Annotated in this window: 16 protein-coding genes; 5 read left to right on the top strand and 11 right to left on the bottom strand. The window is 45.3% G+C overall.

The features are described from left to right. Positions 1 to 168 precede the first annotated feature (168 nt). The gene (locus tag OW491_RS05455; RefSeq protein ID WP_075173225.1) at positions 169 to 375 is read left to right on the top strand and encodes a cold-shock protein; all 207 of its coding nucleotides are present in this window, start codon (positions 169 to 171) and stop codon (positions 373 to 375) included. Between the two features lie 89 nt (positions 376 to 464). On the opposite strand, the gene OW491_RS05450 is transcribed toward OW491_RS05455, so the two are convergent. From OW491_RS05450 to OW491_RS05440, 3 genes are all read right to left on the bottom strand, one after another. Then, positions 465 to 704: an RNA-binding protein gene (locus OW491_RS05450; protein ID WP_075173224.1), complete on the bottom strand. Its 240-nt coding sequence runs from the start codon at positions 702 to 704 to the stop codon at positions 465 to 467. Between the two features lie 127 nt (positions 705 to 831). Then, positions 832 to 2244, bottom strand: a complete 1413-nt coding sequence (locus tag OW491_RS05445; RefSeq protein ID WP_075173222.1) for an MFS transporter — start codon at positions 2242 to 2244, stop codon at positions 832 to 834. Between the two features lie 106 nt (positions 2245 to 2350). Next, complete coding sequence (locus tag OW491_RS05440; protein WP_290035020.1) at positions 2351 to 3199, bottom strand: methylated-DNA--[protein]-cysteine S-methyltransferase; 849 nt, start codon at positions 3197 to 3199, stop codon at positions 2351 to 2353. 218 nt (positions 3200 to 3417) lie between these two features. Between OW491_RS05440 and OW491_RS05435 the strand changes: the two genes are divergently transcribed. After that, positions 3418 to 3771, top strand: a complete 354-nt coding sequence (locus tag OW491_RS05435; RefSeq protein ID WP_290035018.1) for a hypothetical protein — start codon at positions 3418 to 3420, stop codon at positions 3769 to 3771. Positions 3772 to 3899: 128 nt separating this feature from the next. On the opposite strand, the gene OW491_RS05430 is transcribed toward OW491_RS05435, so the two are convergent. The 4 genes from OW491_RS05430 to OW491_RS05415 form a co-directional block, all read right to left on the bottom strand. Next, the gene (locus OW491_RS05430; protein WP_290035017.1) at positions 3900 to 4520 is read right to left on the bottom strand and encodes a response regulator transcription factor; all 621 of its coding nucleotides are present in this window, start codon (positions 4518 to 4520) and stop codon (positions 3900 to 3902) included. 113 nt (positions 4521 to 4633) lie between these two features. Continuing rightward, the gene (locus OW491_RS05425; protein WP_290035016.1) at positions 4634 to 5692 is read right to left on the bottom strand and encodes a beta/gamma crystallin-related protein; all 1059 of its coding nucleotides are present in this window, start codon (positions 5690 to 5692) and stop codon (positions 4634 to 4636) included. Positions 5693 to 5835: 143 nt separating this feature from the next. After that, entirely contained in the window at positions 5836 to 8091 is a 2256-nt protein-coding gene (locus OW491_RS05420) for a sensor histidine kinase (protein ID WP_290035015.1), read from the bottom strand. A gap of 676 nt (positions 8092 to 8767) precedes the next feature. Next, on the bottom strand, positions 8768 to 9919 hold the full coding sequence (locus OW491_RS05415) for a GlxA family transcriptional regulator (protein WP_290035150.1): 1152 nt from the start codon (positions 9917 to 9919) through the stop codon (positions 8768 to 8770). A gap of 311 nt (positions 9920 to 10230) precedes the next feature. On the opposite strand from OW491_RS05415, the gene OW491_RS05410 reads away from it, so the two are divergent. Both OW491_RS05410 and OW491_RS05405 read left to right on the top strand, forming a co-directional pair. Next, entirely contained in the window at positions 10231 to 11193 is a 963-nt protein-coding gene (locus OW491_RS05410; RefSeq protein ID WP_290035014.1) for a cupin-like domain-containing protein, read from the top strand. A gap of 110 nt (positions 11194 to 11303) precedes the next feature. Further along, a complete protein-coding gene (locus tag OW491_RS05405; protein WP_290035013.1) occupies positions 11304 to 12089 on the top strand; it encodes an AraC family transcriptional regulator in 786 nt (261 codons plus the stop codon). A 4-nt stretch (positions 12090 to 12093) separates the two neighbouring features. Here the strand turns inward: OW491_RS05405 and OW491_RS05400 are convergent, their stop codons facing one another. Beyond that, the gene (locus tag OW491_RS05400; protein WP_290035012.1) at positions 12094 to 13470 is read right to left on the bottom strand and encodes an L-serine ammonia-lyase; all 1377 of its coding nucleotides are present in this window, start codon (positions 13468 to 13470) and stop codon (positions 12094 to 12096) included. 266 nt (positions 13471 to 13736) lie between these two features. Between OW491_RS05400 and OW491_RS05395 the strand changes: the two genes are divergently transcribed. Then, positions 13737 to 14720 carry an ADP-ribosylglycohydrolase family protein gene (locus tag OW491_RS05395; RefSeq protein ID WP_290035009.1) on the top strand — a complete coding sequence of 328 codons (984 nt, stop codon included), beginning with the start codon at positions 13737 to 13739 and terminating at the stop codon, positions 14718 to 14720. Between the two features lie 17 nt (positions 14721 to 14737). On the opposite strand, the gene purU is transcribed toward OW491_RS05395, so the two are convergent. Genes purU through OW491_RS05380 form a run of 3 tightly spaced genes read right to left on the bottom strand, consistent with a single transcriptional unit; the run spans position 14738 to position 19310 of the window. Then, entirely contained in the window at positions 14738 to 15604 is an 867-nt protein-coding gene (gene purU, locus OW491_RS05390) for a formyltetrahydrofolate deformylase (protein WP_290035008.1), read from the bottom strand. A 24-nt stretch (positions 15605 to 15628) separates the two neighbouring features. Continuing rightward, positions 15629 to 16297 carry a sarcosine oxidase subunit gamma family protein gene (locus OW491_RS05385; RefSeq protein WP_290035007.1) on the bottom strand — a complete coding sequence of 223 codons (669 nt, stop codon included), beginning with the start codon at positions 16295 to 16297 and terminating at the stop codon, positions 15629 to 15631. Then, complete coding sequence (locus OW491_RS05380; RefSeq protein ID WP_290035005.1) at positions 16290 to 19310, bottom strand: sarcosine oxidase subunit alpha; 3021 nt, start codon at positions 19308 to 19310, stop codon at positions 16290 to 16292. Before OW491_RS05380 ends, OW491_RS05385 begins: the two co-directional genes overlap by 8 nt. Positions 19311 to 19317 lie beyond the last annotated feature (7 nt).

Below are 19317 nucleotides of genomic sequence, written 5' to 3'. Positions count from 1 at the left end.
GCATTCATAATCGATCACATATTTTGTCGTGTAGAGCATTAAAGCTTCGGCTATCAATGTTCAAACACAGACAAAGAAGTTATATGCACCATCTCATTTAAAATCTGCTTTCGTCATGGTGATACCGAGAGCAGAACCAAAAGACTCACCAAAAGGTAATGAGTACAGATGAGTAAAGGTACAGTTAAGTGGTTCAACGCCGATAAAGGTTTCGGTTTTATTACTCCAGAAGATGGCGGCAAAGACTTGTTCGTACATCACTCTGAAATTCAATCTGGCGGTGGTTTCGCTACATTGAACGATGGTCAGGCTGTTGAGTTTGAAGTTGGCCAAGGCCAAAAAGGTCCATGTGCTAACAACGTACGTGCGATCTAATTTTTAGATCTTTGATCTAAGTAAGAGGGGCTCCCGATAAGGCGGCCCCTTTTTTGTGTCTGGTCTATCGAAAAAAGACTGGCAGCCAGTTAATTCTGGGCTACTTTTACACGGATACGATTTTTTGCCACGCGCTTTTCATGTAGCTCCCCCAGCGCCGCATAGGCTTCTTTAAGGTTTGGCATAACCACAAACGCAAAGCCTTTCGACTTTCCGGTTTCCTGATCTAAAACCAGTGTGCATTCTTCAACGCTACCGTAGGCAGTAAAGAGTTCACGAATTTCGTCTTCGGTGGTGGTGCGAGACAGGTTACGTACTAAAAGTTTCATAATGAGCCATCTGTTATAAGTTCTGTGTGCCAGTATCGCAATATCCGTTGAGCAGACCAAGCGATATCGTGAACTTACTCATCCACAGTTGTATTGTGAGTAATGGCTATAGTATGGTGCGATTCATTTAAACGGCTCGACGTTTCAAATAGCTGCGATAGATCAGAGCCAAAATGACCACGGCGATCATGATGCCGATTTCGGTGACAAGAGCCCCAGTGATTGCCGCTAAATAGTTATCAGTGGTTTTGAGCACTTCGTACATCACTGTGCCTAGCAAGGCGGCACCGAGTCCGAATGCAGATTGTTGCACAGTGGTTAGCATTGCGCTGCCACTGCCAGCATCTTCGGCTGGTACTTCTGACAATGAAATTCTGAAAAAGCTACTGACAATAAATGACTGGCCAAAACCAATGAGCATAGTGGCGGCTAGTAAGTGTATAGGTTGAACCGTTGGCCAAAACCAGTGGAAACTGATGATCAAACCTAACAAGCCCGGTATTTGAATGCCGCAGCCGAGTAGCAAGGTATTCATTTGTCCAAAAACAGCGGTTACCCGTGCGCTAATCAATGACCCTACAAAATAGCATAAGCCCATTCCAATAAACGTGTTACCTGATTGAAGTGGTGTAAGTCCTAGCCCGCTTTGTAAAGTGAGAGCGACCGAAAACATATAGCCGCTCCAACATGACACAAACAAAACGCATAAGACTAAACCGAATTGGATAGAGCGTAAGCGCAATAAGCGCGGCGGTATTAAGGGGGCGCTTCCTTTTAGCTCAATACGCTGCTCGGCTTTCCAGAGCAAAATGAATAACGGAATGACCATCATCAGGACAGCAATAAGTGGCCAAGACCACTCAAAGAGAGGGCCTAACGACACAGGGATGAGCAAGCATAAAATAGCGGCAGCTAATAGCGTGGTGCCCAGTTTATCAACGCTGGAGGCTTTTTCCGAAAAGGTATTTGGAATAAGTGAGCCTGATAATGACAAAATGAGTAGGCATACAGGGATGTTCACTAAGAATACATTACGCCAGCCTAACCCAAACAGATCGGCAGATACTAACCAGCCGCCTAGTACTTGGCCGGTGACGAAGGATAAGCCGCCAATGGCACTGTAATAACCGAGTGCGCGTGAGTGCGATCGGCCGGTTAAGCAAACATGAATAGTCGACAAGATTTGCGGAACCATCATGGCGGCACCAACCCCCTGAACAGCGCGGGCAATCAGTAGAGTTAACATGTTGGGAGCGAGCCCGCAGGCCAAGGATGAAACGCCAAAGATGAGCACACCTATGCTCATTAAGGTGCGGCGACCATAGCGATCTCCTAAACGTCCACCCATGGCTAAGCAGACCGCAAAAAATACACCATACACGGCCACCATTAATTCTAACTCTACATGGTTGGCATCTAATGAAGCGGCGATGGATTCCAGCGCAACATTAACGATAGAAAAGTCGATTACGGGTAAAATCTGACCACCTAACAACAGGGCTAGCCCAGCGGATGTTAGAGAATTTTTGGGTGTGCTCATGTATATCCTAGAACGCGAAATCAACGCGGAATGACGAGTCAAAAAGATTCAGTGTATGCGCAGGATAATCATGAGGCTACCGACAAAGCTGCAATAGTGAGTTTCGTTATTTCGCGGCTTCTGAAAGTCCCTTCTCAGCATTCAATAATGCTTGCTTGCGAGTTAGCCCCCAACGGAATCCGCCTAGGCTACCGTCACCGCGTAACACCCGATGACAAGGAATAAGTACGCCAATCCGATTAGCCCCACACGCCGATGCGGCGGCCCTGAAGGCTTTGGGGTTACCAATGTGAGTCGCTAGTTCTGAATAACTGATAGAAACGCCAGCCGGGATACGAGTGAGATACTTCCACACTTTGATCTGAAATGCTGTGCCTCTCATGTCCAGAGGGATGGAGGGCAAGGGGGCTTGGCTTGCTAAATGTTGATCCAGAGCGTCTATCCAATCATCAAGCTCGCGAGAAGCATAGGCTGTTGATGGGATGAAGCTCGCCTGGGGAAATTCGTTAACCAGCTCATCGAATAAGATAGACTCGCTCTCTCCAAAAGTCGTATAGCAGACGCCCTTTTGCGTTGCAGCCATCAACAGCAAACCTAACGAAGAGTCGCGAAAAGCATAGCTGATTACTTCGCCTGTTCCGCCGTCTTTATATGAGCTGGGAGTCATACCCATTTGGCGAGAGGCTTCACCGTAGAGTCGGCTTACAGAGCTAAAGCCTGCTGCAAATATAGCATCCGTCACCGTTGGCTCAGTTTTTAGTAACGACTTAAACAACTCCATGCGAATGGCATCTTGATATTCTTTAGGTGAAACGCCTAGGGTCGCGGTAAATAGCCGTTGGAAATGTGACGGCGATAAGTGCGCCAGTTGAGCGAGTCGTGTTAGCGGTAGTTTTTCGTTAGCGTGAGCTTCGATGTGTCGAGCTACGGTAATGATACTCTCGGTAGTGGGCATAAGTGATCACATAGCTTAGTCAGTAATAAGCTTAATGAAACGCTATGGAGGAGAAAATTGCTATCCGTTTCTTGTGAATAAGCAATATTATTATTTTAAATAATAAGGTCTATTTATTGGCGAGCTAAATCATACGGTTCTTGTAATACATATTAGGTACTAATAAATTAACCCCGTTGTTTTTTACTTACTATAACTATGAATGTACAAGGCTTGATATGTTAGTAAAACAAGGACTCATGGCTTTTTTTCTCAGTTTCGTTATTACTCAGTTGAGTGCAGATGATATGAATCATGAAAACCCGATGGATGTCGCTACCGCTTTTTGGCAAGCATTAGCCCAACAGGATTACAAACTGGCTAATCAATATGTTGTCGCTAAGGATCAAGAAAATTTTCTAAAAGAAATGAGAAGTGTTTTAAAAGAATTGAAACCACTGCCAGAAAAGCCGGGTGTCACTATACACATTGAAGAAGGCCAATTAGTAGGCAGCTCAGTACTGTCAAACTGGGTGCCAAACGCTCACGTTGGCATGGTTTATCAAGACGGTCGTTGGTGGATTAAAAAGTAGTAAATCGCATATTGCATTGAGATCCGTTGAATGAGCATTAGAAAGGATAGGACACAAAACGCAGGCTTGACTGAGGCTGGATATAGAAAGCAGACCATTCTGCTGGGTTATTTTGGATTTTTAGTAGATTACATAAGATGATCCAATAAAAAACCTCTTTTTTGGGCAACCAAGACGGCTTCAGTACGATTTTTTGCCATGAGTCGCTCCAATATCACAGAGACATACTCTTTTACAGTTAAGGGGGAGACTCCCAGTTGTCTTGCGATCTCTTTATTAGAAAGTCCCTGAGCCATGCCTTGCAAGGTGGCCATCTGTTGGGCCGTGAAATAGACACAATCACTGCCTTGTGTTTCTGACAGAATGACGATCTCGCCCTCTAAAATATCTATAATGGCCTTTTTCATCGCTTCTTTAGATGTTGATTTGGTGATGAAACCGTTAGCCCCTAAATCAATCATCTGTCGAATACTGACTTCAAAATCTAGTGTCGAAATCACAGCAATAACTAACGTAGGGTAGCGCTGGCGGATAAAATCGAGGCCATCTAGATTTTTAATATCAGGCATACGAATATCGAGCATGAGTAGCGTCCAGTCAGAATAACCAGCTAAGGTATCCAATGCTGCCGAGAAATTACCCGCCGTGTGAATATGTGCTTGTGGATACAGTTCGTTTATTAACTGTTTTAAGCCATCACGATACATTTCGTGATCTTCGGCTATGAGAAATCGCTTATATAACTGCATACCAAGTCATCCATTAAAGCGGTATCGGGTGCTAAATAAGTTATACGCTTGTTGGCGCTCTTAGGAGTATCAGTGCCAACCTGCGGTGAGCAGGTCCACACTGATAACCTACATCAAAAGACTTCGCCGGTCTCGATGGGGCGAGTGGTTATTGTCGCTTCCCCTTGTTGAAAATCATCTATTAAAATGGTTGCGGCCTGCTCTACTAAGCGATCGGTACCAACAACACGAAATGTATAGGTAGCATCTATTTTTTTTCGTTGAGGCGTTAATATGATCAAACCTTCACCCACATGAAAAGGCGCTAACGATACAGTCAGAACCTGTCCAAAAGTAGATACCTCCGAATGGGTTTCTTCTTCGCCTATGGTGAATGACTGCTCTAGTTTTGTGCTGATCGTTGTGGATGCGGATGTTGTAATCAAACCAACTTCGGCTTCTACCCCAGTGGTTACACTGACTTCTAGACCAACAAGGGTTGTTTCACTCCAAGACCGTGTTATTGAAGATTCAATCTCTTTAGTTAGGTTTAACGCATAGCTTTGTTCTTGGCTGGAGTCTGAAACTACACGCCCTTCGATACCAATAGGCTCGCCTGCAGGCGTCGTAACCTCGTTGTCATATTTAATGTTTACCAGCTCTAAGTCAGACCGAATTAATTTCACGCTCGATGCAATATCATTGAATCCATACACTTTAAGACTGGGGTGATCGCCAGGACCTAATTCTAAAGATTTACCGCCAAATTTGCTGTGTTCATACAAAACCACACGTACCCCTTCAGGAATTTTTAACGAGGAAATAGCATCATGTTTTAAAAATGGGCTCGGGTAGCTTGTTTCCTGTCCTATGCCCGCTAAGCTTTGTTTGTATCCTTTGAAATTATTGTTTTCGTAAAATGTAACTAAAGGGTCAATGTTTGAATTTTGCTTAAGTACTTTAATAGAACTGATTTTATCGTTCCAACCGGGTAAGGAAGAGTAATCACCTTCAAACAAAACCATTTTAGGCCCACGAAATCCAGAATCTTTATAGAACATAGCATAAAAGCCCTCTGGGACTTTTACCGAACTTATTTGGTCGTTTCCTATTTGACTGGTTGGATATTCATCTTCAGCTAATACTGCTTTTTTTCCTTTGAAATCTACATGTTGATAAATAGTAATACTCATTTTTAAATCTCTCTTAAGCATGCGCTCATAGATTCTGCTGAGCTATTGATATAAATAATGAGATTTCATAGTAAGAATTCAAATCCACTAAAGGTACCCGCCAGATGGGGGGGGGATGTTATCTATCGCTTTATCTGTAGTGATCAGCTGTGTTTGGCATATTCTTTCATAATGAACCGTGCCAACGAGCGTAGTTGTGCTGCTTGATAGTGGGCAGGCAGAAGATAGATATTGTTTTTTATGGGCCGGTTTATCAGCTCTAAACAATTTTGATTGAGAAAGCCAATAACAATATGCAAGTTGGGCTTATCCTTGTATTGCATGAGCGCTGAAAGATCGGAGAAGCAGGTAATATCAATTAAATGGACGATTACATCTGCATTGTCATCTTTTGGGCTGTGCGTCTCTACCTTATAGCCCCAGCGGCTCATCTGCTCAGTTACTTGATCACAAAGCGTATGATCAGAAAACTCAGCTATCCAACGCAGTGATTTTTCCATGTCATTATTACCAGAGTGTTCTGCAGCATATTCCGCTTTCACGGGTAACGATATGCTGAAAACCGAACCCTTAGACGGCTTAGAGCGCACGATAATCTTTGCCCCTAAAACGTCTACCAGTTGCTTGACTATAGCTAAACCTATGCCCATGCCGGATTGGTTGCTTTTCGTTTCTTGTCCACGTTGATAGAGATCAAAAATACGACTTTGATCCTCTATCCTGATTCCGCGACCGGTATCCCAAACCTGTATTAACAAGCCAGTTCGGTGAGCACGAAAGGCAATTAATACACCTCCGCGTTCGGTATATTTAATGGCATTTGAAATTAAATTACGAAGTATTCTTTCAAGGTGTTGAATATCAGTGCATATCGCTTGCTTAGTAACATGAAAACGCAGTGATAGCCCCTTAAGGCTAGCTTGATGGGAAAATTCTTGTCGTAGTTTGTCTGTAAAGAGGTGTAAATCAATCCATTCATTGTCCGATTTAACGAGCCCAGATTCTAGCTTACTAATATCCATCAGTTGATTAAAAGATTTACTCATTAAAAATTGTAAACCTGAAACTTTTGCTAAAATCACTTTGCCATTTTCACTTTTTATATGTTCCTCCAACAAGGATACGAACAAACTCATGCTGTGCAGAGGCTGTCTTAGATCATGGCTAACAGTCGCTAGAAACTGAGACTTGGCTTCACTTTTCATCTCTGCCTGGTATTTTTTCTTTTTCAATTCAACGATTCGCATCAGCAAAGCCATGAAATGAATAATCATATGAATAATTTGTAGAAAGGGCTCAAAAATAACACTGTAGGAGAGGGTGTTATCATATAGACCGGGCTCGGAGGTTAAGATAAAAGCAATACTTGAAAAGGAATAAAAAAGTGGAAGCCATCCAAGAATAAATAAAAGGTAATATCCTTTTAATTTGTGGCCGTTCGAAAATCCTGCATAAAAAATGACTAAAGACATGATAATTGAGCATACTAAATAAAGAATAATATTATCATGTCGATCTAAGAAAAAGCTTAGACCGAAAACCATCATGTAACTAAATGCTACAGTCTTAATTATAAGGTCGGCTACGTATTTGTTCTCTTTTTTTATAGAAAGAAAGGACCGTACAAAAAGAAGAATGCTCATGGAGGTTAGTGAAGCCCAACCCCATATCCACGGTGGTAGCTCTTCAGTGCCTTGTAAAAGATAAACACCGATGTGACTGCGTATGGTGAAAAATACTAACATCAATAAAGATGAAAATCCGAACCAAAAAAAAGTTATATCTTTCATTACGCTCGCGCTAAGAAAAGCCATTAAAATAAAACCTAGCACAATGCCAACGGCTAGATTAAATGTTAGCCCAATGGTATAGGACCATTGGTGATATGAAGGCTCGGTCATGATTGAAAAATAGGGCGGTGAAACCAAAGAATTGCTTTTCAGTTCAAATATAAAGGTGTAGTCCTCATTAGGATTAAGATCAATATAAAAAGCCCTTCCAAATACATTTAAAGCTTCGTCAGTGACTCCTTCACTAAGATTAGAGTGATATTTTTTTTCACCATTAATAGAATATATAAGAACGGAAATATCATTGATGAACAAATTACTGAAATGCAGTACCCAATTTTTCTCGTGGGTTTTATTGACAAGCTTTGCAACAAAACAGTACCGGTTATTATGTCTGAAATCTGGGAGTGTTGTCGTTGATAATGTGCTAGTCAGGGCTTTTTTCGTGTCTTGAAAAAGCGCATAATCTAACGTCTCAGGACATACAAAAAGGCCGGAGCTGCGACGATCCGAATTTAAATCGTAATGCTGAACAAGCGAATCGAGAGGTATGGTTTTAATTGCAGCGTGGCTTTTTTCAGCAGCGGCAAAAAAAACAACAGTTAGCAATAGACACGTCACGGATCTCAAATAACACTGAGAAACCGAACAGAGCACTTGTAAGATCAAATCTTGCTTTATGTTAATTAATGCACAGTGTGCATTGTTGTTAAATAACCGATACATATTTCTAAACGTCTTGGTTCGACTTTAGTTGAATTGGTAGTGTTTCGATTACCCTTAAGTATCAAGGGCTTAAGGTTTTAATAAATATAGGAACTTATTTTTCTTTCGTGTATTCAAAGCAATACGTGGATCAATAAACACTGTTCGGAAAGACGGGTGTACAGGACGTCTTTTGAGCCATTGATCATAACTAAAAGACTTACTGAATGCGCAAAAAAACATGGAAAATTTTTTGTCTCAATCATTAAAGGAGCTATACATTAACGTGTATGGCGTTAATAAAGATGATCTGTATGGTTGAGCACGGCACATTACACTGATCATGCGCCACACAAGGGCTCTCATGGCTTACCGCGTGTACATTATCATACTACCTCAATAGTATGAGTCTTATTTGCGGCCTTAAAAAACAATGGATACCAAGTTTAGAAATAAGGGGATTTGAACGCTCTCAGTGGTTAAAAGCGACAATAAGTCTAAAAGTTAGGCGATAAAGAGCCCATACAATATCAACATAGTGTACTTGTCTGGGCTGAAGGGGGAGGCCTCCGAGGAGTCTTTACTGCAAGGCCACTGATCCATAAGAAGGTTCGTAACGTGCCTCGTTTAAAGCATGTAATGAATGCGAACTCGCCTTTGGGGCTAGCTCAAATTGTCGTGCTTCGCGTGCCGCTTCAATATGAGTAATTGAGCCTGTTAAGCTCACTTCACTAGTATCGATTTTCTTAGCTCCGGTTCTTTCTTCGCGCGGTGGTAGACCAATATGCTCACGGTAGCATTTGCTGAAATGCGGTGTGGAAACAAAACCGCAAGCTGAAGCAATTTCAATAATTGACATTGATGTTTGCTTGAGTAATTGGCGAGCACGTAATAGGCGTAATTTTAGATAATATTTAGATGGTGAACATTGCAGATGTTTCTGGAATAAGCGTTCAAGCTGGCGACGTGATAAATCGACGTACCCTGCTAACTCATCTAACTCGATTGTTTCTTCTAAATTGGCTTCCATCAATGATACGGCTTCAACCAGCTTCGGTTGAGTGGTGCCCAGAACGTAACGAAGTGGTATGCGCTGGTAGTCTGCGTGGTTACGCACGCGGTCACAGATAAACATTTCGGAGATACCTGCCGTAAGCTGATACCCATAATCACGTTGGATCATGTTAAGCATCATATCCAGCGGGACTGTTCCGCCACTCGACGTCATACGGTTGCGGTCTAAAACAAAGAGGTGGTTTGTGCAGCGCACTTTTTGGAATTTTTCTTGTAAGGAAGCAATACATTCCCAATGAGCGCTGCAGTCATACCCGTCTAGCAAACCTGCATCAGCCAAAACATAAGCCCCTGTGCAAATTGCCCCAATATTGCAAGCGCGACGGCCCATTTTTTGTAACCAAGACACCTGACGTCGAGAGTAGCTACGGGTGATATTAACTCCACCCACGACAATAATAGTATCGAGGTTAAGCGGGTCGGTCATCGAGCCATCAGGGGTTATGCTAATGCCATCACTTGCCGTGACGGCCTTACCGTCTTCAGTGAGTGTATGCCATGTATACAGCTCTTTACCGCTAAGCTGATTTGCCATGCGTAATGGTTCTACTGCTGATGCCAGAGCAATCATCGTAAAATTTTCTAATAACAAAAAGCCGATTTTATTCATTTTTACGGCCTGCACTTCTGCGGGCTGGCGGTTATGGATATCAAACATGGCATCTGCTCCTAATGAACCATTTTCATAAGTTAACATGAGCAATTAGCATGCCTAAAGTGTCATTGGGCGCAATTAACCCCGCTTTTATTGAATAAGCGTTTAATAAAAAAGGGCTTATGAGTCAGTAGGTATGTAAGTGATAACAGAATTGCTGTGTAGTGACATGTTACTTATTGACACAAAGTCGCACACAGATTAGCCAAGTGTGTCGAAACTGCACTGTGTTGTGGCGTAATTAGGCCTATAGCGGGTATGGCTGAAAGGAATGACGTATAGTAAATCGCCTATATTCTTGCTGTTGTAGAATCATGAATAATAAATCTAAATCTGAAGCTGGTTATTTTGCTATAGCGCGGGAAAGCGCGGATTTTTCATTTGAAGACTTTGTAAGCCGTTATTACAACACAGAGCAACCCGTTATTATCGAGGGTGTAGGAGAAAGCTGGCCGGCTAAACAGCGCTGGACAGAAACTTATATACGCCAAGCACTCGCAAAAGAAACAAAAGCAGAGGCTGCTTCACTTTGGTATTGGATGGAAAGGGACATGTTGTCCGGTGACTATCAAACACCCGAGTTAGTCCAGCGGTTACTTGATGCTTCTAATACGTTTGCGCGTAGCAAAAGCATGCGTATTTGGGTTCATAACCAAGATAATGTTTCTAGTTGGCACTTTGATGGCAACATGGTGAGTGTGTTCAATACTCAAGTCACAGGGCAAAAAGAGTGGTTTCTCGTATCTCCCGACACGCCTCTGCATTGCTATCCGTTTGTGAATTTCGCCATTATGAATGGCAATGATGCCAAATCTCTTGTACACAAGCGCTATACCCACTTTATGCTGAATGAAGGCGATATGTTGTATATCCCACCGCTGTGGTTTCACAAAGTGATATCTAAAGCCCCCGAAAATATAAGCCTGAACTGGATAATGACTAAAAAAGAAACGACTGTTTGCAGTAAAACGCTCAATCGGGAATTAGAAAAATACCGCCTTCAAGAGTACCTTTTCAAACATCGTTTCGCGTGGGTTAAACGAACTTCTAAGATGATTGATGCAAAACTGCCAGGTTTTCTGCGATCCAATTGGCGCTATCAGAGTATGATTATTACGCAACAGCCCCAGCGACGATTTGGGCTGGCTCGATATGTATTGGAAGAGCTATCGGCGCTGGGGCGAACGCTGTGGCATGCTAGAAAAGCGCGTTCGTATTACCAGCAATTAAAACCCGTTAAACAATTAGATAAGGCTGATATGAATCAGCCTGATTAATTCCTTCGGCTTCTCGCTATACCGATTTAATTTTTTACTCTGTATTGCAAAGGGGTGTCTTAAAATCGATAATAATTCAATATTTATTGATTTAAGGCTGATTGGTGAAAATGAGTTTTGAATGGATTGATCAACCACTAACAGAGCAAGATACATCACGTTCGCCGGTGCGTATTCGTTCCCAGGTGGTTGAGCCTCGGCGCCGCTGCCCTTCTATATCGTATCCGTGGCATCAATGGATTTGTGCGACTCATGGCACGTTGACGGTTATGGTCGATAGCACCTGGTATGTGGTTCCGCCACGTCAGGCGTTGTGGGTCCCCAGCGGAACGCAATACTCATTGGCAACCATGGATGGGGCAGAGTTTACGTGCGTATCCATAGAGGCGACGGTTGAAGTGAACTTGGCGGATCACTGCACAATGTTTCGTGTGTCCTCTTTATTGATTGAGCTGTTGGAGGAAGCTGACCATATTCGACAAACGAAAGAAGTCTCTTCTTATGTGGGTTTATTGCAGCGGATTATTGTTGAGCAACTACACCGGCAAAAAGAGCAGGATTTCAGATTACCGTGGCCATCGAATGAGCGTTTAATCACGATCTGTCAGCAGGTTTATCTGCACCCAGATGATACGCGTACCCTTGAGCAATGGGCGGTACTGTTAGGTATATCGAGCCGAACCTTAACACGGTTGTTTACAGAGGATATGGGGATCTCATTCCGTGCATGGCGTTATCGGTTACGGTTATGTAGGGCTTTGGAGTGGCTGTGTCACGCCCGCCCTGTTACCGAAATAGCGCAAGAGTTAGGCTATGCTAACCCATCGGCGTTTGCTTACATGTTCAAAGAATCAATGGGCTGTACGCCCTCGGAATGGCGCAGCCCAGCTCGGTGAACCGTTAGCACTCAATGGTGTTAACGGCTAAACCTCCTTTAGAGGTCTCTTTGTATTTATCCTGCATATCGCGCCCTGTATCTCGCATGGTGCGTATCACTTTATCTAACGAGATGAAGTGATCGCCATCGCCGCGCAATGCCATTTGTGCCGCATTGATCGCTTTTACTCCAGCAATGGCATTACGTTCGATGCAAGGCACTTGGACCAAGCCTCCAACGGGGTCGCAGGTTAAGCCTAAATTATGCTCCAAGCCAATTTCAGCGGCATTTTCCACTTGCTTAGGCGTACCTCCCAGCACTTCTGCTAAACCGGCTGCTGCCATAGCGCATGCACTACCAACTTCCCCTTGGCAACCCACTTCGGCACCGGAGATTGACGCGTTCTTTTTGCATAAAGCGCCAATAGCCGCGGCGGCTAGAAGAAAGTTAACCACATCATCATCCGTTGCTTTGGGGTTAAAGTGCATGTAGTACATGAGGACAGCGGGGATAATACCGGCAGCACCGTTGGTTGGGGCTGTCACCATTCGCCCGCCTGCCGCGTTCTCTTCATTGACGGCCAGCGCGAAGAGGTTAACCCAATCCATGCCTGACAGCGTAGAGCTGATAACATTTGTGTCGCAAGCTTGTAGCAATGACTGGTGTAGCGAATGCGCGCGGCGTCGCACATTTAGTCCACCGGGTAAAATGCCTTGATGGCTCAGTCCACTGTTAACACACGCCTCCATGGCGTGCCAAATAGTTAAGATGCCTTGTCGGATATCCGCTTCTTTACGCCAAACTTTTTCATTTTCCATCATTAACTCACTAATGCGCAGGTCGTGGGTTTGGCATAACGTGAGTAGTTCATTGGCTGTTTCAAACGGGTAAGGTAGCTCTACCTGTGGCACGAGGTGTGCGTCTTTTGTTGCCTCGCTCTGATCTAAAAAGAAGCCACCGCCAATTGAGTAATAGGTATTTTCATAAAGAATACAGTCATCACCGTACGCGGTTAAACACATAGCATTTGGGTGGTAAGGCAAGGCCTCATCATTAAATCGCAAGTCCTGTTTGCGGATAAAAGGCACGGCATGCTTGCCTGCTAAAAAGAGCCGCTCAGTGGCGTCAACTTGCGCGATTTTGTCAGGTAGCGTGACTGGGTCAACAATGTCAGGCAGCTCACCCATTAAGCCGGCAATAACAGCGTCATCGGTGCCGTGGCCTTTACCGGTAGAGCTAAGAGACCCAAAAAGGGTAATGTTGATAGCAGATACATGCTGTAGAAGATCATTTTCGGCCAAGTAAGATGAAAATGTAGCAGCTGCCCGCATTGGCCCGACGGTGTGGGAGCTAGATGGGCCTATACCAATCTTAAAAAGATCAAAAACACTAATACTCATGAGGTTCTCCACACGTTTTTAACGGTTCTTATTATGATGGGTATATTAACTGTTTAGATTATCGTTGATAACGAGAATTTCCGCATACCATAAAGCGACCTTACCTTCACTAACATCGACCTGATAAAGGTGGGAGGGTCGACTAACGCTAAAAGTATTAATACACAGCAATTTTATTGTGCGCCGCAAAAAAAATATTTGATAACTAGGTAGGCTTTGTCTTATAACTGTTATGTGTAGTGTAGTGGTGACAGGAGACATGCATCATGGAATACGTGCATGAAGAAAGGCTCGATAGGTTACGTGGGATGCTTGTAGGCTTGTCGGTTGGAGATGCCATGGGAGCGCCTGTGGAGTTTTTGTCGCCAGCTATGTTTGAGCCAGTTCATGGATTTCGTGAAGGGGGACCTCACTATCTGCCAGCTGGCTATTGGACTGATGATACTTCATTAGCTTTGTGCACTGCGGTAAGCCTAATACAGAAAAATGGACATGATTCACTTGATCAAATGATCCGATATAGCCGTTGGTATCGAGAGGGGTTTGCCTCATCGACGGGGATGGCCTTTGGGATAGGCGAGCAAACGCGCCGTGCCATTGAGCTGTTTGAAGATCATGGTCTTATTTACGGCGAATTATGGCAAACCATGCTGCAAAACCCCTATGGTGCTGGCAATGGCGCCATTATGCGGTTAGCCCCGGTATTAATTCACTACCACCATGATAGTGAGCTAGCCGTTCGATATGCTAGTGATAACGCCTTTTTAACCCACCCCGACTCACGGTGTGTAGAAACAAATCAGGTATTTGCGCAGTTAATTCTTAATGTGCTTAATTTGCCACCAGGTTTTGATAAATCCTCTTTGTTGTCATTTGATTCGTTGATCACGCTCTCTATCGAATTGGGTGATGAGCTGATGGCTGTATTGAATGGCAGCTTTCGCTACAAAAATGCCGAGCAACTGAATACTGGCGGACAAGTGGTTAACACGTTAGAGGCGGTCTTATGGGCTTTTTATCATGCCTCTTCTTTTGAAGAGGGGCTGTTGGCATTGGTGAACTTAGGAGGCGACTCCGACACGTTGGGTGCCGTCTATGGACAACTGGCAGGCGCTTATTGGGGGTATAACGCCATTCCTTATGAATGGCGAGCAGGCCTTTTTGCTGAGCCAGTTATTCGACATTTAGCCGATTGTTTATGTGGCTATTCATCACCCCAGAACGTGCAGCTCCAAGATTGGTTAGTTTAGTTCCACGTCCTTATCAGTTAATTACTAAACACAACCGTGCGTTTGCCATTTAAGAAGACACGCTTTTCAACATGGTATCTTACGGCGTTAAAGAGCGTGATCCGTTCTATATCTTGTCCCTTAGAGACGAGGTCTTCAGCGTAATGGGCGTGATCAACCGTTTGTATACCCTGTGTGATGATGGGGCCTTCGTCCAAATCGTTGTTCACATAGTGTGCCGTAGCGCCTACCATTTTTACGCCTTTTTCCCATGCTTGATGATACGGTTTTGCGCCTTTAAAACCGGGTAATAATGAGTGATGGATGTTGATAGCTTTGCCGTCAAGCGCGTTGCACATATCAGGAGACAGCACTTGCATGTAGCGGGCTAGTACTACAAGGTCGGCGTTGTACTTATCGATCAATTTGAGGATTTCTGCTTCTTGCTGTGGCTTAGTATCTGGTGTGATGGGTAGATGGTAATACGGTATGCCGTGCCACTCGGCCAGCGGCTTTAGATCAGGGTGGTTGGAAATAATCACCGGAATGTCGATTTGTAGTTGCCCCGTACGGTGACGATACAAGAGATCATTGAGGCAGTGATCAAACTTAGATACTAAAATAGCAACCTTTGCTCGGTAACCTGGCGGAGTTAGTGACCATGTCATGCCGAATGGTTTGGCTCGCTCAGCGAAGACGTCATTGAAGCCTGTTTCAGTAAAGGTTTCGTCCTGTGGGTGAAATTCGATGCGTATAAAAAATTGCCCTGAGACGCGATCATCAAAAGAATGAATTTCATCAATGTAATTTCCGCTGTCTGCCATAAAACGCGTCACAACATCTACGGTTCCAATCAGGCTTGGGCAGTGGGCAGTAAAAATCCAATCATTCGTCAGTTTAGGCATGCTGTGTCCTCATTGGGGTGCGGATTACGTCCGCACCACTAAGCCGTATTCTTGGCTGGCGGCTTGAATCCAGAGCCAGATGTAGTCTGAAAAGCTGCGGCGTATTACGAGCTGATAACAGTTTTCATCGGTATGGCTGAGGATGGCCGTCGTTTTTGCAAATAACGAACTCGCCACCTTGCCGACAGGGAAAACGCTCGGGTGTACGTCCAGCGACATACTCTTTTTTAGCACATTAACAGCGTCAGGGCCGCTTAGTTCGATCAGTGTTTGACCTCCGCTCACGTTAACAATGCTGTAATGGCCCGTGATACAAGCGCGTAATGACTGTTCAACGGCAAAGGCTTGGCTGTTTGGTAAAATAACAAGCCACTCATCGGGGCTGATCCATCGAATAGAGACATCGTGGTGAGTGACCATACTTAACGGCGTAATGGGTAGTGGAATACCTAACACTGACGCACAGCCCTGCATAAAGCTCGTGTTACTTTGATTCCCTCTGAGTGTGAGATGCCCCAGCAAAGGGAGTTCACGAAAGATGACGTTCCCCTGAGCAGGTCCCTGTGACGCATGGGTGGCTAGATCCGCGTGATGTAAGGGGGATTGCCCAGCAACTTCGGGAGGTTGTTGGTTCAAGCTTGCGCAGTGGTGTTCATAAGAAGCGGGTGCTTGCGGTGTATTCAGATCAGACATGCTGGCGTTCCCCTTTAGGATCGAGAAAAATTGGACTGCAAATTTCAGCTTCTATTACGGAACCGTCGCGCTGAGGGTAGTAAACGGTATCGCCTATTTTGTTGAGGCCATCACGAATAAAGCCCATGGCGATGCTATGACCTAAATTTGCGCTGTAGTAGCTGGAGCTAACATGGCCTAGCATTTCCATAGGTACTGCTATCTCTGGCGTGGCAACGGCTTGTGCGCCTTCAGGAATGACCTGATGTGGATCTTTAGTTTTTAAACCGACCAGCTGTTTACGGTCTTTGCGTAAGTTGTCCTCACGGTGCATACCGCGTTTACCAATATAGCTAAATGGTTTGCCGTCAGACACGCACCAGCTCATACCTAAGTCGTGAGGTGTCACGGATCCATCTGTATCTTGGCCGACAATCACAAAGCCTTTCTCAGCACGCAGAACATGCATGGTTTCAGTGCCGTAAGGTGTGAGGTTGTATTTAGCACCCTGTGCAAACAGTTTTTCCCATACGTGTAGTCCGAAGTTGGCCTGGACGTTAATTTCGTAAGATAGCTCCCCCGTAAACGAGATTCGGAATACTCTGGCAGGAACGCCCGCTACCGTGCCGGCTCGCCAATCCATAAATTTGAACGCTTCTTTATCGAGATCGATATCGTCACATAGTTCAGACAATAACGCGCGTGAGTTTGGCCCTGATATGGTCATTGTTGCCCAATGGTCGGTTACTGATGTGAAGTACACTTCAAGCTCAGGCCACTCGGTTTGGTGATAAAGCTCGAGCCATTCGAGGACTCCCGCCGCTCCGCCTGTCGTGGTGGTCATCAAAAAATGGTTCTCACCTAGGCATGATGTCACGCCGTCATCAAAGACCATGCCGTCTTCGTGACACATGAGTCCGTACCGGCATTTTCCAACGGCTAGTTTTGCCCAAGCATTACTATATACGCGCCCTAAGAACTCACGAGCGTCTTTGCCTTGGATATCTATTTTGCCCAAAGTTGATGCATCTAAAATGCCGACGCTGTTACGCGTTGCTTGGCATTCGCGGTTCAGCGCTTCTTGCATGGATTCACCTGCTTTGGGGTAATACCACGGGCGTTTCCAGTTACCTACATCCTCAAATTTAGCCCCGTGTTCTAGATGCCAGCTATGCATGGCAGTGTAGCGTTCTGGGTCGAATAGAGACTTACAGTGCATACCGGCAATGGCACCAAACGTAACGGGCGTATAGTTTGGGCGGAAGACCGTAGTACCGGTTTCAGGGATGGTTTTTCCGAGTGTTTGGGCGGTGATGGCCATACCGTTAATATTGCCTAGCTTGCCTTGGTCTGTGCCAAACCCTAGCGCCGTGTAACGCTTAACATGCTCGATGGACTCGAAACCTTCGCGTGCAGCTAGTTGGATACCTGCGGCTGTCACGTCATTTTGATAATCAACAAATTGTTTTGGTGCACGTGAAGGCTTTGCTGTATGAGGCACGAGGAATAGCGCCATTGATGCCGCCTCTACCACCGAATCAATCGACACAACCGGACGGTCGGCTGGTGTTTTCTGACATGCCAGAATCGCTTCTTGTGCGGCGTTGAAGCCTTCATTGATGACATCATTGAGTGCGTAGGTTGCGTTTATGCCCCCAGCGGTGAGTTGTGAGCGGTCTGGTTTTCCCGGTACAAACGCAATTAAGTCATCACGCCATTGCGGGCGGCTACCTGTATGGCAGGATAGGTGGATAACAGGGCTCCAACCACCGGAAGACGCCACCGTATCGCAGCTCAGCTGTGTCGGTTTACCCGTGACACTATCGCCCATCGCATTAATGGGCGCTACTGATACGCCGGTTACGCGCTTTTTGCCTTGGGTATCAATCACCGCTGATCCGGTAATAACCTTGATGCCTAGCGACTTCGCGCGAGAGATCCGGTCTCCTTCGGGGTTTGCGCGAGTATCGACAATAGCAACAACCTCGCGACCGGACTCGTGCCAATCAATAGCCGCTTGATAGGCGTAATCATTGGTTGTCATTAGCACTAGCGATTCACCCGGCACTACGCCAAAGCGATTAATATAGGTTGAAACGGCAGAAGCAATCATCGACCCCGGTAAGTCATTGTTGCCATATACCAGAGGCCGCTCATGCGCACCGGTGGCTAAAATCACTTGATGCGCACGGACCTTATGCATGCGCTGACGTACCTGACCATTTGGCGCTTTATCGCTTATGTGGTCTGTGAGGCGCTGGTGGATGGTTAAGAAGTTATGGTCGTGATAGCCATTCACCGTGGCATGCGTCAGCACGGTCACGTTCGGGTGAGCTGACAAGTTAGCGGCTATATCGCGCACCCAGTCTAACGCGGGTTTGCCGTTTATTTGCTCTTTGCTGCTGAGTAACGATCCACCTAATTCGCTTTGTTCATCCGCAATAATGACGCGCAACCCGCTATTTGCCGAAAACAAGGCGGCTGCCAAACCAGCAGGGCCTGCACCTGCGATCATGACATCGCAATGCTGGTTGATATGGTCGTAACTGTCGGGGTCGGTTTCTAATGGTGATCGTCCAAAACCGGCCGCTTTACGAATCACTTTCTCATACGTTGACCACATAGACTGCGGGAACATAAAGGTTTTGTAATAAAAGCCTGGGGGCATCATCTTCCCGCCGACTTTGCCAATCGCGCCCATCAAATCAAAATTAGCGTTTGGCCAGCCGTTGGTGGACTCGCACACTAAACCATCAAACAGCATTTGTTGGGTGGCACGTACGTTAGGGACTTGAGTTGCTTCGCTGGCTCCTACTTGTAGAATGCCATTGGGCTCTTCAGCGCCAGCCGCTATTAAGCCGCGAGGGCGGCTGTATTTGAAGCTACGGCCTACAATATCAACACCATTAGCCAGCAATGCCGAGGCAATGGTATCGCCTTCAAAGCCTGGGTAGCTTTTGCCGTTGTAGGTAAACGTAACCGGTTTAGCGCGGTTGATTAGGCCACCGGACGGGATGCGGTTTTTCTGAGTCATCGGGGCT

The sequence above is a fragment of the Neptunomonas sp. CHC150 genome, assembly GCF_030397555.1.
Lineage (GTDB): Bacteria > Pseudomonadota > Gammaproteobacteria > Pseudomonadales > Balneatricaceae > Neptunomonas > Neptunomonas phycophila.
The sequence above is the reverse complement of the archived record's forward strand: the minus strand, read 5'-3'. Positions and strand labels throughout refer to the sequence as shown.